We start from the raw sequence: 13608 nt of genomic DNA on the forward strand, positions 1-13608 counted from the left end.
AGACGGCCCGTGTCTCCTTCCCTGGTTGTTTCGGTCATATGGGGCTCGCCGCATGGCATTCAAACACCGTTTTGCCGCAGCCCTCATCCTTTTCCTCGCCCTTTGCGGCGCCATTTCGCCGGCGCGCGCCAACACCTTCACCATCGTCGGCTTCGGCGACAGCCTGATGGCGGGCTACAGCCTCGGCCCGGGCCAGGGCTTCACCGACAGGCTGCAGGCAGCCCTGAAAGCGAAGGGCCTCGACGTCACCGTCGCCAATGCCGGCGTGTCGGGCGACACCTCGAGCGGCGGGCTGGCGCGGCTCGACTGGTCGGTGCCGGACGGGACCAGGCTGGTGATCCTCGAGCTCGGCGCCAACGACATGCTGCGCGGTGTCTCGCCCGAGATTGCCGAGAAGAACCTTGACGCCATGCTCGGCAAGCTGAAGCAACGCAACATTCCGGTGCTGCTCGCCGGCATGCGCGCCGCGCCCAATCTCGGTGCCGACTACCAGAAGGCCTTCGACGCCATCTATCCGCGGGTCGCCAGAAAATACGGCGTCCCGCTCTATCCGTTCTTTCTCGACGGCGTCGCCGGCCAGCCCGACCTGCAACTGGAAGACGGCCTGCATCCCAATCCCAAGGGAGTCGACGTCATGGTGGAGCGCATCCTTCCCGTGGTCGAGAAGGCGATCGCCGACAATGGGGGGCCGTCATGAGTCCGGAATGCCACGCTTTCCGCTGGGGAAACCTTGTGGACAACAAACCGCTTGCCCCGCGCTGATATCGATGGTTCGCTAGGGCCGAGAGTTTCGATTCGAGGACAGGAGGCTTCACATGCCACGTCTTTTCACCGCCCTCGAAATTCCGCGTGACGCCGCTCTCTCCTTATCCCTGCTCCGGGGCGGGCTGCCCGGAGCGCGCTGGATCGATGTCGAAAACTACCATCTGACGCTGCGCTTCATCGGCGATGTCGAGGGCCATGTCGCAGACGAGATCGCCAACGCCCTCGACAGGGTCGACCGCTCGTCTTTCCAGATGACGCTCTCCGGAGTCGGCGCCTTCGGCGGCAAGAAGCCGCATGCGGTTTGGGCCGGCGTGTCGGCCTCGCCGGATCTCACGGCGTTGCAGGGCGAGATCGACCGCATCTGCCAGCGGCTCGGCCTGCCGGCCGATCCGCGCAAGTTCTCGCCGCATGTGACGCTGGCGCGCTTACGCAATGCGAGCCCGCTTGATGTTGCGCAATATCTTTCGGCGCGCGGCAATTTCGCCGCGTTGCCCTTCCGCGTCGGCCGCTTCGTGCTGATGTCGTCGCGCGATTCGGTCGGCGGCGGCCCCTACATCGTCGAGGAAGCCTGGCCGCTGGTCGGCGAAACGATGGCATCGAGCCGCTTCGCCAGCGCCTCCGACGCCTCGCGGATCATGCGGTAGACCGAGGCGAAGGCCTCGGCGCCGTCATAATAGGGGTCCGGCACGTCCACGGCCTTCCCCGTCGCGAAGTCCAGATAGAGATGGACCCGGTCGCGCAGGGTATGCGGCGCCAGCGCCTTGAGGTCGCGCACATTCGCCCGGTCCATGCCGAGGATCAGGTCGAAGCGCGAGAAATCCTCCGGCAGCACCTTGCGCGCCCTCTGTCCTGAAATGTCGACGCCATACTTTGCGGCCACCGCGATCGAGCGCCGGTCCGGCTCTTGGCCGGCATGCCAGCCGCCGGTCCCGGCCGAATCGATCACAAGGCCTTTGCCGTGCTCGGCGAGCACCGCGCGAAACACGCCCTCGGCCAGCGGCGAGCGGCAGATGTTGCCGAGGCAGACGAACAGAACGGAATTTATGGGCTTTACGCTCATGCGATATGCGCCGTTTGTGCATTTGGAACCCCAAAACCGCAAAGCACCTTTGGGCGACTTGCATTATGGTGAGGGCCAAATTCGAGATAGCACGGGAAATCATCATGACGAGAGAAAAACTCAGCAAGGAAGCGATCGCCGCCGCTCTGTCGGAACTCGAGGGCTGGTCGCTCGCCTCCGACGGCGCTTCGATCAAGCGCAGCTTCGTCTTCAAGAATTTTTCCGAAGCCTTCGCCTTCATGACGCGCGTAGCGCTGGCCGCCGAGAAAATGGATCACCACCCCGATTGGTCGAATGTCTACAAGACCGTCGACGTGACGCTGAACACCCATGACGCCGGCGGCGTGACGGCGCTCGACATCGAGCTGGCAAAGCGGATGAATAGGTATTTTCACTGAGGGCGAAGGGCCTCGTGACTTCATCATTCCCGGGCGGAGCAAGGAGCGAAGCGGCAATCGTTCGCGATTGGCCGAAGCCTGCGAACTTCGTCATCCACGGGCGGAGGGAGGCCTCGGCCAATCGCCAGGCGATGGCGTTAGCCAGGATGCTTCTTATGAACCAGCCCTGCCGCGTCCGATTTTCCTGGCCGACCAATCCCCGAACTCTTGCAGCAGCCCCCCGCTTTCACCACATCTTTCGCGGCGGGTCGGCACGCATGGGTTGCGAGCGGCCGCCAAGGAGCAATTGATGACGCAAGGTCCCCGTTTCGATTTCTTCGGCTTCGGCGACAAGCTCGCCGGCGAAGGCGAGGTCCGCGAGAAATTCTGGCGCACCGCCAAGAAGGCGGCGCGGCAGATTCCGTTCATGGATGAGGTCGTCGCCGCCTATTACTGCGCGATGGACAAGGACACGCCGCTGCGCGCCAAGGCCACCCTGCTCGGCGCGCTCGGCTATTTCGTCCTGCCGTTCGATTTCATTCCCGATTTCGTCGTCGGCCTCGGCTACACCGACGACCTTGCCGTGCTGACCGCGGCGATCACCGCCGTCAGCGCCCATATCACGCCCGCCCACAGGCAGGCCGCCAGGGACGCGCTGGCCGACAGGAACTGACGGCGGCGCGTTTGTAGCCCGCAAATCAGCAGCAGCGAAAAGACAAACTCTTGCCGTTTTCGTGGCCTCCAACTCCGCGCCGGGACGTCGCGCCAGCCTCAATCCACAGTGGCGGCGCGGATGGTGGCGGTTTCCTGGGGTGAGTTCCTTTATCTTCGAGGACAATTCACCGTTTGGTAACCCTGATTAAATCAAAATGAAGCGACGGCAGGACGCCACGCGGCCCGCCTCCGCACCACTTGGAATACGGGAAGAACGATGCGCGGATTGATTGCTACAGTTTCCAGCCTGGTCCTGGTGGCCGCTTTCGCTGCCCCGGCGGTGGCGCAGCAGGCGACCAAGATCGGCCAGCACAATGCCTGGGGCACCTACAGCTATCAGTCGAAGGCCGGCAAAGTCTGCTATGTGCTGACTGTGCCCACCGACAAGCAGCCTCCGTCGCTCGACCATGGCGACATGTTCTTCTTCGTCAGCCAGCGGCCGGGCCAGCAGGTCTCCTACGAGCCGCAGTTCATCGCCGGCTACAATTTCCAGGAAGGCTCGAAGGCCACCGTCACCATCGACAAGAAGACCTTCTCGATGTTCACCCGCGGCAAGTCGGCCTGGGTCGAGAACGCGGCGGAAGAGCCGGTGCTGATCGCCGCCATGAAGACCGGCACCGACATGAAGGTGCAGGCCAAGTCCGGCCGCGGCAACCCCACCTCCTACGTCTTCTCGCTGAAGGGCATCTCGGCCGCGCTGGCCTCCATCGCCAAGTGCAAGTAAGCCGAAACGGCATCCGATTTTGAACACGGGGGCGGACATTAAGTCCGGCCTTTTGTTTGCGCGCTCAGCCCTGTGCGGGGACCTCCGCCCTGCGCCGCCGGATCGCCTCGGCGATGAAGACGCGCGACAGCGCATGGTAGAGCGGTTCGTGGGAGATGAGCCTCGCCGTGCCGTAGCCGAGCATCGCCGCGCACATCAGCGCGATAACATTGTCGTGGTTGCCGGTCATTTCGAGGATGATGACGAAGGCCGTCATCGGCGCCTGCACGACGCCTGCGAAATAGCCGGCCATGCCGAGCAGCGCCGCGGTTCCCGTGGCCGTGCCGAAGGCCAGGCCGAGCGTGCTGCCAAGGCCGGCGCCAACCGCCAGCGACGGCGCGAAGAGGCCGCCCGGAATGCCCGACACCATCGACAGGAGGCCGGCGGCGAATTTCTCGATGAAGAAAAAGGCCGGCAGCGGCGTGCCTTCGATCGCGCCGCGCGCCTGCACGTAGCCGGTGCCGAATGTCAGCCCGCCGGACGCCACGCCGATCACCGCCACCGCGAGCCCGCAGACGACCGCCACGACCAGCGCGCGCGGCAGCGGCTGCAGCGCGTTCCAGCGCCGGATGCGGCGCATGACCTTCAGCGCCGAGAGCGAGAACAGCGCGCCGACACCGCCGCCGATGATGCCGCAAGCGAGCACCAGCGGCCAGTCGGCGGCGAAGGCGACCGTGTCCTTGGCGACGCCGAAATAGGTGTAGTTGCCGAGCAGACCCAGCGAGGCGAGGCCGGCCAGAATCACCGCCGTCAGCACCAGTCCGTTGGTGCGTGCCTCATAGGCGCGGCCCATTTCCTCGATGGCAAAGACGATGCCGGCGAGCGGCGTGTTGAAGGCGGCGGCAATGCCTGCGGCGGATCCTGCCAGGATCAGGCCGCGCGCCTGCGCCATGCCGCCCCAGCGCGCCGCCTGCAGCATCACCGAAGCGCCGACCTGCACGGTCGGACCCTCGCGGCCGATCGAGGCGCCGCAGGCGAGGCCGACGATGGTGAGCGCGATCTTGCCCACCACCAGCTTAAGCGACAGGATGCGGCTGCGATCGTCCTCGTCGCGCAGATGCCGCGCCGCGATCGCCTGCGGAATGCCGCTGCCTTGCGATCCCGGGAAGAAGGAATGCGCCAGCCAGGCGCAGAAGACGAAACCGAGCGGCGTCACCACAAGCGGCAGATAGAAGCGCCAGCCGCCGTCATTGCCCGTCATGACATGGAACAGGGCCTGCGCCCGGTCGGCGAGCAGGGCGAACAGGACGCTGATCAGCCCGATCGATATGGCACCGGCCCAGAAGACGAGGCGCGGTTGCCAGACGCGCCGCGACACCCACATGGCATGTGAACGCCGCAGCATGCGGTATTTTCGCGATATGCCGGCCATGACCGTCCTCGTGATGATCACTCGCCCTAGCACACTCGCCGGGCCGATCAACCCGCAAGGGCGAGCCCGGCGCCATGCCAGCGAGGTCGAGGAGCGGTGCTAAAGAAGACGTTGCCGGATAGTGGATAACCCGCCGGCGTGCCGGCCGGCGGGAAGGTCGGCACACAGGGTCGCGAGGTCACATCGCCATTTTTTCACATTCAGCCTGGGCCTTCTTGGTCGACGTGTCGATCATGTAGGCTTTGCCCTTGGCGTCGGTGATCATCATCATGCAATGCTTGATCGGCTTGGCCATCTTCATCATTTCCGCGCTCATCTTGGCGTCCGGCATCATGGTGCCCATGTGACCGTCCGGCATGATCGCAGTGACCTGGCCGCCCTTCATCATCGTCATGGCGCCCATCGTGTCCTCGGCGAAGGCTTGCGAGGCGCAAAGACCGGCGAGGCCGGCAACAAGTGCGAACTTGGTCGAGTGCATCTGAACAACTCCCATTGTTGTGGGGCATGGTCGCCCCTTTCAGGTTCGCGGAAGCGGCTCGAATGGTTACGCCAACACGAATATGTGATCTGGGTTTCATGACGGTAGCCGGCTACGTCGCGCCCCTGGCTCGGGTGAAGTCAAAATTTGTTGACCTCTGTGCCAGTCGAAATCGCTATCGCTTCGCATCGGTCGGGACATAAAGCAGGCCGGTGCGGGGGGAGCCGGGCCGGCTGGGCCGCACGACATCGACGCCGGCGTGATCGCGGACGGCTTGCATCGGGCCACCGCTTCCTGCGCGACGGAACTGGCGGACAATTGGAACAGCATCTCTTTGCGACAGAGCGCGATCCGCGGCTGAAGCTGATCATCCCGGCAATCGTCGCCATCGCCTTCCTGATGGAACAGCTCGATTCCACCATCCTCACAACCGCTATTCCCGCAATCGCTCAAAGTCTCGACACAACGCCCGTCCGGCTCAACCTGGCGATCACCACCTACATCCTGACCTTGGCCGTGTTCATCCCGGTCAGCGGCTGGTTCGCCGACCGGTTCGGCGCGCGAAAAATCTTCGCACTGGCGCTCTTTACCTTCACCTTGGGCTCGGTCCTATGCGGCGCGGCCGACAGCGTGGGCATGTTGCTCGCCATGCGCGCGCTGCAGGGACTGGGCGGCGCCATGATGACGCCGGTCGGGCGGCTGATCCTGCTGCGTTCCTTTCCGCGCAGCGGCCTGATCACCGCCATGACCTATATGACCTTGCCGGCGATCATCGGTCCCGTCATCGGGCCGCTGCTCGGCGGCCTGTTGACCACCTATGCGTCCTGGCGCTGGATTTTTTACGTCAACGTACCGTTCGGCCTCATCGGCATTTTCGCCGCCTTGCGCTTCGTCGACGATTTCCACGGCGAGGAAGCGCAGCCTTTCGACTTCGCCGGCTTCCTCATGGTGGGCGCTGGCGCGGCACTCCTGCAATTCGGCCTGGAGAATATCGGCAGGCCAGTCATTTCGCCGCTGGCGACCGTGCTGGTGCTGGCCGCATCGGTTCTGCTGCTCTTCGCCTTCGGCCGCTATGCGCGCCGCGTCGCCGCGCCCGCGGTCGATCTCACGCTGTTCCGCTTCCGCTCCTTCTGGGTCGGCACACTGGCCGGGGGGCTCTGCCGCATTGGCCTCAACGGCGCGCCGTTCCTGTTGCCGCTGATGCTGCAGGTCGGCTTCGGCATGAGCCCGGTCACGTCGGGCTCGCTGACTTTCGTCGGCAGCTTCGGCGCCCTGCTGATGCGGCCGCTCTTGTCGTTCTTCCTGCGGCGCTTCGGCTTCAAGGCCGTGCTGAGCGGCAGCGCGGTGGTCGGCTCCGTTGCCGTGGCTGGCTTTGCCTTGCTCGGCTCCGACACCCCGCATTGGCTGATCGGCCTTTATGTCTTTTTCTTCGGCATCGTCCGCTCGGCGCAGTTCATGTCGTCCAACACGCTCTCCTATGCCGATCTGCCGGCGGAGAAGCTCAGCCGCGCCACCAGCCTGGGCGGTGTCCTGCAGCAGCTCAGCGTCTCGCTCGGCGTCTCGATCGCCGCCATGGTGCTCGGCCTCGTCTCCGGTGAGGCGCACGCGCCGACGGCGGACCAGTTCCATTGGGCGTTCCTGCTGACGGCGGTGATCCCGCTGCTTGCCATTCCGGGATTCTTCTTTCTGCACCCGGAAGACGGCCAGCAGGTCAGCGGCCATCGCCGGAAGACGGAAGCCGCCACAGCCGCTAGGCCTTGAACCAGCCCAGCGCATGACTCCGACGCCAAGCTGTGCTATGCGCCGCGCTTCCTGTCCGGCCGATGCTGAAATCGGCCGCAAATCGCTTATATTGGCGCCACCATGACCGTTTCGCTTGACCTTACCGCCGAAGGCGCCCGCGATGCCTTGCGCCGCGCAGCACCCACCGAGAAGCCGTCGCTGATCGGCCTGACCCGCGCCGAGCTCGGCGAGGCGCTTGTCGGCGCCGGCATCGTGCCGGAGCGCCAGGCGAAAATGCGCGCCCAGCAGCTCTGGCACTGGATGTATGTGCGCGGCGTCTCCGACTTCGCGCATATGTTCAACATCTCCAAGGAATTGCGCGGCGAACTCGACAAGCATTTCACCGTCGCGCGGCCCGAGATCGTCGAGGAGCAGATCTCCTCCGACGGCACGCGCAAATGGCTGTTCCGCTTCCCGCCGCGCGGCGCCGGCCGTCCCGTCGAGATCGAGACCGTCTACATCCCCGAGGAAGGCCGCGGCACGCTCTGCATCTCCTCGCAGGTTGGCTGCACGCTGACCTGCTCCTTCTGCCACACCGGCACGCAGAAGCTGGTGCGCAACCTGACGACGGAAGAGATCCTAGCGCAGCTGCTGATCGCGCGCGACCGGCTCGGTGACTTCCCCGACCGCGACACGCCGGACGGCGCCATCGTGCCAGCCGAGGGCAGAAAAGTGTCCAACATCGTCATGATGGGCATGGGCGAGCCGCTCTATAATTTCGAGGCGGTGAAGAAGGCGCTGCTGATCGCGTCCGACGGCGATGGACTTTCCTTGTCGAAGCGCCGCATCACGCTCTCGACCTCGGGCGTGGTGCCGGAGATCGCCCGCACCGGCGAGGAGATCGGCGTCATGCTGGCGATCTCGCTGCACGCCACCAATGACGATCTGCGCGACCTTTTGGTGCCGATCAACAAGAAGTTCCCGCTGAAGGAGCTGATCGCCGCCTGCAAGGCCTATCCCGGCCTCTCCAACGCCAGGCGCATCACCTTCGAATATGTGATGCTGAAGGACGTCAATGATTCGCTCGACGACGCCAAGGCGCTGGTGAAGCTCTTGAAGGGCATTCCCGCCAAGATCAACCTGATCCCGTTCAACCCCTGGCCCGGCACCAACTACCAATGCTCGGACTGGGAGACGATCGAGAAGTTTGCCGACCACATAAACAATGCCGGCTACGCTTCGCCGATCCGCACGCCGCGCGGCCGCGATATCCTCGCCGCCTGCGGCCAGCTCAAGTCGGAATCGGAGCGCATGCGCAAAGTGGATCGCCTCGCGCTCGAAGCCATGATGATCGCGGGGCACGGCGAGGCGTGAGGCGCCTCATCGCTTATCTCGTCCGCTTTGCCGTCATCCTGGTCGGCTATGTCGTCGCCTCGCTGGCGGCGAGCGCCTTCCTCAACATCCTGGTCCTGGCGCATCTCGGCTATACGCCGGCCGATCCCGAGCCGGCGGCGACGGCCTCGCTCTATTTCTCGGTGCCTTTCGTGGCGCTGTTCGTCGCCTATTTCGCCCTCATGCCGGCGGCGATCGTCATCCTGATCGCCGAGGCACTCGGCCGGCGCGACTGGCTGTTCTACGCGCTGGGCGGCGCCGTCATCGCCGTCGTCTTCCTCGGCTTCGTGCATAGCGTGGGCGACGCCAATTTCGACGTCACCGCGACCAACGCCAGATTGGCCGTTATCGGCTGCGGCATGGTCGGCGGCATCTTCTACTGGCTCTCCGCCGGCCGCTGGGCCGGCAGCTGGCGCCGCGAGCCGTTGCCGGATCCGGAAGCCTGACTGCGCCTGGAAAGTCGGAGGTCTATTTCGCCTGCGCCGTCAGGATCTTGAGCGCGAAGGCCGAGAACACGCCGCCGAACAGGTAGTCGACAACCCGCGTGACGCGCGGGCTTGCCTTCATCGCTGCCGAGAATTTTTCCGCCGCCAGCACCATCGGCGCCGTCACCGGGATCGACAGCACGATGAACATCATGCCGAGGAAGAACAGTTTTCCGGACGCGTTCGGATCGTGCGCGGAGACGAATTGCGGCAGGAAGGTCATGAAGAACAGGATGATCTTCGGATTGAGCAGGTTGACGCCGAGCCCGGCCGCCCAGCTGCGGAACAAGGAGACTTGCGGCCCGGTCCGCTTCTCCGGCGAGAAGGCCGAGCCCTTGGCGATCGCCTGCCAGGCCAGGAACACCAGATAGCCGGCGCCGAAGATCTTCAAGGCGAAGAAGGCCATCGGCGAAGCGACGATCAGCGCCGAGATGCCGACGACCACCAGCGTGGTGTGGATCAGCGTGCCGCAGAGCGCGCCGGCCATCGAGGCGAAGCCGGTGGCGCGGCCCTGGCTCAGCGTGCGCGAGACGAACATCGTCATGTCCGGCCCCGGCGTGATCGCCAGGATGACGGTGGCGATGGCGAACTGGATGAGGGTCGAAGTGTCGGGAATGAAGGACATGGGAGGTCCTGCGAGATAGATCGCAGACCCTATAGCGCAGGCTTTTCTGTTTCGCCAGCAACTGCCGTCCTGCGCGTCTTCATCTCTTGCGCCGCCTGGAAACCCCGTGATACCTCGCCCGCGAAGCTCTTTTCCCGCGGAACCGCAAAATGTCCAAGATCAAGAACATCAACAAGGTCGTGCTCGCCTATTCCGGCGGCCTCGACACCTCCATCATCCTGAAGTGGCTGCAGACCGAGCTCGGCGCCGAGGTCGTCACCTTCACCGCCGATCTCGGCCAGGGCGGCGAGCTGGAGCCGGCGCGCCGCAAGGCCGAGATGATGGGCATCAAGGACATCCGCATCGTCGACGTGCGCGAGGAATTCGTCGCCGACTTCGTCTTCCCGATGTTCCGCGCCAATGCCGTCTATGAGGGCACCTACCTGCTCGGCACCTCGATCGCCCGGCCGTTGATCTCCAAGCATCTGGTCGAGATCGCCAAGGAAACCGGCGCCGACGCCATCGCGCATGGCGCCACCGGCAAGGGCAACGACCAGGTCCGCTTCGAATTGTCGGCTTACGCGCTCAACCCCGACATCAAGGTCATCGCGCCGTGGCGCGACTGGTCGTTCAAGTCGCGCACCGACCTCTTGAACTTCGCAGAGCAGCATCAGATCCCTGTGCCGAAGGACAAGCGCGGCGACGCGCCCTTCTCGGTCGACGCCAACCTCCTGCACTCCTCTTCCGAGGGCAAGGTGCTGGAGGATCCGTGGAGCGAGCCGCCGGAATTCGTGCATCAGCGCACCGTCTCGCCGATGGACGCGCCCGATGTCGTCACCGAGATCGAGATAGAGTTCCTGAAGGGCGATCCGGTCGCGCTCAACGGCAAGAAGCTGTCGCCGGCCACCATGCTGGCGGCGCTGAACAACCTCGGCCGCGACAACGGCATCGGCCGCCTCGACCTTGTCGAGAATCGTTTCGTCGGCATGAAGTCGCGCGGCGTCTACGAGACGCCTGGCGGCACCATCCTGATCGCCGCCCACCGCGCGATCGAATCGATCACGCTCGACCGGGGTGCGGCCCACCTCAAGGACGAGTTCATGCCGCGCTATGCCGAGCTCATCTACAACGGCTTCTGGTTCTCGCCCGAGCGCGTCATGCTGCAGGCGATGATCGACAAGAGCCAGGAAGACGTCGAAGGCACGGTGCGGCTGAAGCTCTACAAGGGCAATGTCATCGTCACCGGCCGCAAGTCGAAGAAGACGCTCTATTCCGATGCGCTCGTCACCTTCGAGGACGACCGCGGCGCCTACGACCAGAAGGACGCCGAGGGCTTTATTCGCCTCAACGGATTGCGGCTGCGAACGCTGGCAGCAAGGAACCGTCGCTGAAGCTGCTGATTCCGTGCAAGGGGAGTGCTGTCCCTTCGTCATTCTAGGGCGGAGCAAGGAGCGAAGCGACGCGCGCAGACCCTAGAATGACGAAGAATACGCTGCTGCCTGTCGCCGTCGGCGACATCTCCTTCTCAAGGGGAAGATTCCCACTTTCCCGGCTTTCGCCAATCTCCAAGTCCACAAAAAAGCCCGGCGCAAGGCCGGGCCATTCTGCTGAATAGAGATTCCGTATCAATCCGCGTCGATTGCCTCGGCGATACGAGCGATGGCCTGCTGGTAGACGCTGGCCGAGTTCCAGCCGGCAATCGCGCCCATATTGGCCTCGTAGCTCGCGCCGGCATGCCAGCCATGAGCCTTGAGGAAATTGGCGGTCGAGGCGAGCGCCGTGTTGCGGTCGCGCAAATTGCCGCTACCGACGCCGTATTTCAGCACGTTTCCGGGCAGGAACTGAGTGTGGCCGATCTCGCCATGCATGGCGCCGACCGAGGAAGCGCTCAGCGCGCCGCGATCGACGAGCTTCAACGCCGCGATGGCATGCGGAGTGAAGTAGTCGGGGCGGCGGCAGTCATAAGCGAGCGTCAGGATGGCCGACACCGTGTTCTGGTTGCCCATCGAGGCGCCGAAGCCGGTCTCCATGCCCCAGATGGCGAGCAGCACGCCCGGCGGCACGCCATAGGTCCGCTCGATATTGGCGAACATCGCCGCGTTTGCTTTCTTCAGCGCACGGCCCCGCGAAATGATGGCGGAAGCGCCGCGGCGCTTCATGAACGCCTCCACGGAGCCACTGAAAGCCTTGTGGATGGCGCGGTCGGCGGCGATCGTCCTTGTGGCGTAGGTAGCACCCGCCAGCGCCGACAGACCCCGCTGGCCCACACCCTCGGCTCTGGCCTCGGCGGCAAAGTCCTGTTTCCAGGCGTCGAAGCCGGCGCCGTTCTTACCACAGCTCGGAGCCGCCTCGGCGCCCGCCGCCAGCGCGAGCGTCGCTATCACCGCCGTCGCGGCCGCGAAAATCCTTCCTTTGGCAAAAAATGCCATGTCCTTCTCCTGGTTGCCTTGAATCACGTCCCGGTTGCGAATTTGCCAGCGAAACGCCCGGTTGTCACCGCCCTCGCCGGGGACGTGGCACCCGACACAGGCGAAAGAAAGGCAATCCCGCTGCGATCGGTCGTCAGGTGTGGCGGTCTTGCCTCATGAAAAGACATTGACGTCTGGTCATTGGTGCCGGTTCGGCGGGGCTGGCCGCGGCAAAGGCGCTCCGCGCGGCGAATAGCACCGGAACGCCGGATGACGGCAGGCGTTAGAGCCCGGGTTCACCTCCACGTTCCTGCAGGCTGATCACGCATGAAGCTGTTCGACTGCCCCAATTGCGGCCACCGCCTTTATTTCGAGAATGCCCAGTGTCTGAACTGTTCCAGCCTGGTGCTCTATGATCCCGAGCGAGCGAACTTCGTGCTCAGCGGCAGAGACGGCGTCTTGCCATGCGGCAATGCCGATGAATGCGCCTGCAACTGGCGGGCCGAGACTGGCCGGACTTTCTGCCGCGCCTGCGCCCTCAACCAGGTCATTCCCGACCTTTCCATCGACGGCAACCGTCGGCGCTGGATCCGGGTCGAAGCGGCAAAGAAGCGGGCCGTCTATTCCCTGCTCGCCTTTGGCCTGCCGGTCGTTCCCAAGGCCGACGCCAAGGACGAGATCGGCCTTGCTTTCGACTTTCTCGCCGACCCGATCGGCGCCGGTCCGGGTGGTGAGCGCATCCTGACCGGCCATGACAACGGCTTGATCACCCTCAATGTTGCCGAGGCCGATTCCGCCGAACGCGAAAGACGTCGCGTCGAGATGGGCGAGAACTATCGCACCTTGCTCGGCCATTTCCGTCACGAGCTCGGCCATTATTATTGGGATCGGCTGATCCGCGACGATCCCGCTCGCCTTTCAGCCTTCCGCGCGCTCTTCGGCGACGAGCAGGCCGATTATGAGCAAGCCTTGAAGGCATACTACGCCAATGGCGCGCCGCCGGATTGGCAGCAACGCCACATCTCCGCCTATGCCGCGTCCCATCCCTGGGAGGATTGGGCCGAGACCTGGGCGCATCATCTTCACATCGCCGACACGCTGGAAATGGTCCATGCGCTGAATTTTCCGCTGGGCCGGCTGGAGACCGTGGGTGCCGATACCATCCCCCGCGGCGACACCGGTGGCCGCGCGCAGCCGGCGCCGGCCGATCCCGACCTGGCTCCGGAGCCGTTTGAAAGGATCCTGGCACGCTGGCTGGTATTGTCGGAGGCATCCAACTCGATCAACCGCTGCATGGGTCTGCCGGATCTTTATCCCTTCGTGATCTCCGAGGTGGCGGCGCGCAAACTCGCATTCGTTCACGATCTTTTGACAGGCGCGCCGAAAAAAGCCTGGAACAATTCGTGAGCGGGCGCAAAGCACTTTAGCCGGAACGCATAAGCCTTTGTTTCGTTTCCGATCCCGAGGG

The 13608-nt window shown here is 64.4% G+C and carries 15 protein-coding genes; 10 read left to right on the forward strand and 5 right to left on the reverse strand.

The window, feature by feature from the left end; all coding sequences use genetic code 11:
- Positions 1–52: 52 nt before the first annotated feature.
- Entirely contained in the window at positions 53–697 is a 645-nt protein-coding gene (locus tag FJW06_RS12745) for an arylesterase (protein ID WP_140752133.1), read from the forward strand.
- A gap of 118 nt (positions 698–815) precedes the next feature.
- Positions 816–1409, forward strand: coding sequence for an RNA 2',3'-cyclic phosphodiesterase (gene thpR / locus FJW06_RS12750; protein WP_140752135.1), 594 nt, complete (start codon positions 816–818; stop codon positions 1407–1409).
- Here the strand turns inward: thpR and FJW06_RS12755 are convergent.
- Entirely contained in the window at positions 1316–1825 is a 510-nt protein-coding gene (locus tag FJW06_RS12755; protein ID WP_140752137.1) for a low molecular weight protein-tyrosine-phosphatase, read from the reverse strand. The two genes, thpR and FJW06_RS12755, sit on opposite strands and share 94 nt — an antisense overlap.
- A gap of 104 nt (positions 1826–1929) precedes the next feature.
- Here FJW06_RS12755 and FJW06_RS12760 point away from each other — a divergent pair, with 104 nt between their 5' ends.
- The 3 genes from FJW06_RS12760 (at position 1930) to FJW06_RS12770 (ending at position 3640) form a co-directional block, all read left to right on the forward strand.
- On the forward strand, positions 1930–2223 hold the full coding sequence (locus FJW06_RS12760; RefSeq protein ID WP_140752139.1) for a 4a-hydroxytetrahydrobiopterin dehydratase: 294 nt from the start codon (positions 1930–1932) through the stop codon (positions 2221–2223).
- Positions 2224–2512: 289 nt separating this feature from the next.
- Positions 2513–2875, forward strand: coding sequence for a YkvA family protein (locus FJW06_RS12765; RefSeq protein WP_140752141.1), 363 nt, complete (start codon positions 2513–2515; stop codon positions 2873–2875).
- 258 nt (positions 2876–3133) lie between these two features.
- A complete protein-coding gene (locus tag FJW06_RS12770) occupies positions 3134–3640 on the forward strand; it encodes an invasion associated locus B family protein (RefSeq protein WP_140752143.1) in 507 nt (168 codons plus the stop codon).
- Positions 3641–3704: 64 nt separating this feature from the next.
- Here FJW06_RS12770 and FJW06_RS12775 read toward each other — a convergent pair whose 3' ends face one another.
- Positions 3705–5051, reverse strand: a complete 1347-nt coding sequence (locus tag FJW06_RS12775; RefSeq protein ID WP_140752145.1) for a chloride channel protein — start codon at positions 5049–5051, stop codon at positions 3705–3707.
- Between the two features lie 178 nt (positions 5052–5229).
- A complete protein-coding gene (locus FJW06_RS12780; protein ID WP_140752147.1) occupies positions 5230–5529 on the reverse strand; it encodes a hypothetical protein in 300 nt (99 codons plus the stop codon).
- A 318-nt stretch (positions 5530–5847) separates the two neighbouring features.
- On the opposite strand from FJW06_RS12780, the gene FJW06_RS12785 reads away from it, so the two are divergent.
- The 3 genes from FJW06_RS12785 to FJW06_RS12795 all read left to right on the forward strand — a co-directional run bounded on the left by FJW06_RS12785 (position 5848) and on the right by FJW06_RS12795 (position 9089).
- On the forward strand, positions 5848–7290 hold the full coding sequence (locus FJW06_RS12785) for a DHA2 family efflux MFS transporter permease subunit (RefSeq protein ID WP_246674601.1): 1443 nt from the start codon (positions 5848–5850) through the stop codon (positions 7288–7290).
- 102 nt (positions 7291–7392) lie between these two features.
- On the forward strand, positions 7393–8625 hold the full coding sequence (gene rlmN, locus FJW06_RS12790) for a 23S rRNA (adenine(2503)-C(2))-methyltransferase RlmN (protein ID WP_140752149.1): 1233 nt from the start codon (positions 7393–7395) through the stop codon (positions 8623–8625).
- The gene (locus FJW06_RS12795; RefSeq protein WP_140752151.1) at positions 8622–9089 is read left to right on the forward strand and encodes a hypothetical protein; all 468 of its coding nucleotides are present in this window, start codon (positions 8622–8624) and stop codon (positions 9087–9089) included. The genes rlmN and FJW06_RS12795 overlap by 4 nt, the downstream gene beginning before the upstream one ends.
- Positions 9090–9111: 22 nt before the next feature.
- Here FJW06_RS12795 and FJW06_RS12800 read toward each other — a convergent pair whose 3' ends face one another.
- Positions 9112–9753 (reverse strand): LysE family translocator, encoded by a 642-nt coding sequence (locus FJW06_RS12800; protein WP_140752153.1) that lies wholly within the window; start codon positions 9751–9753, stop codon positions 9112–9114.
- A 149-nt stretch (positions 9754–9902) separates the two neighbouring features.
- On the opposite strand from FJW06_RS12800, the gene FJW06_RS12805 reads away from it, so the two are divergent.
- A complete protein-coding gene (locus FJW06_RS12805; protein WP_140752155.1) occupies positions 9903–11123 on the forward strand; it encodes an argininosuccinate synthase in 1221 nt (406 codons plus the stop codon).
- 234 nt (positions 11124–11357) lie between these two features.
- Here the strand turns inward: FJW06_RS12805 and FJW06_RS12810 are convergent, their stop codons facing one another.
- Complete coding sequence (locus FJW06_RS12810) at positions 11358–12161, reverse strand: lytic murein transglycosylase (protein ID WP_140752157.1); 804 nt, start codon at positions 12159–12161, stop codon at positions 11358–11360.
- A gap of 306 nt (positions 12162–12467) precedes the next feature.
- On the opposite strand from FJW06_RS12810, the gene FJW06_RS12815 reads away from it, so the two are divergent.
- Positions 12468–13547 carry a putative zinc-binding metallopeptidase gene (locus FJW06_RS12815; RefSeq protein WP_140752159.1) on the forward strand — a complete coding sequence of 360 codons (1080 nt, stop codon included), beginning with the start codon at positions 12468–12470 and terminating at the stop codon, positions 13545–13547.
- The last annotated feature ends 61 nt before the right edge of the window (positions 13548–13608 follow it).

The sequence above is a fragment of the Mesorhizobium sp. B4-1-3 genome (genome assembly GCF_006439355.1).
Taxonomy (GTDB): Bacteria; Pseudomonadota; Alphaproteobacteria; order Rhizobiales; family Rhizobiaceae; genus Mesorhizobium.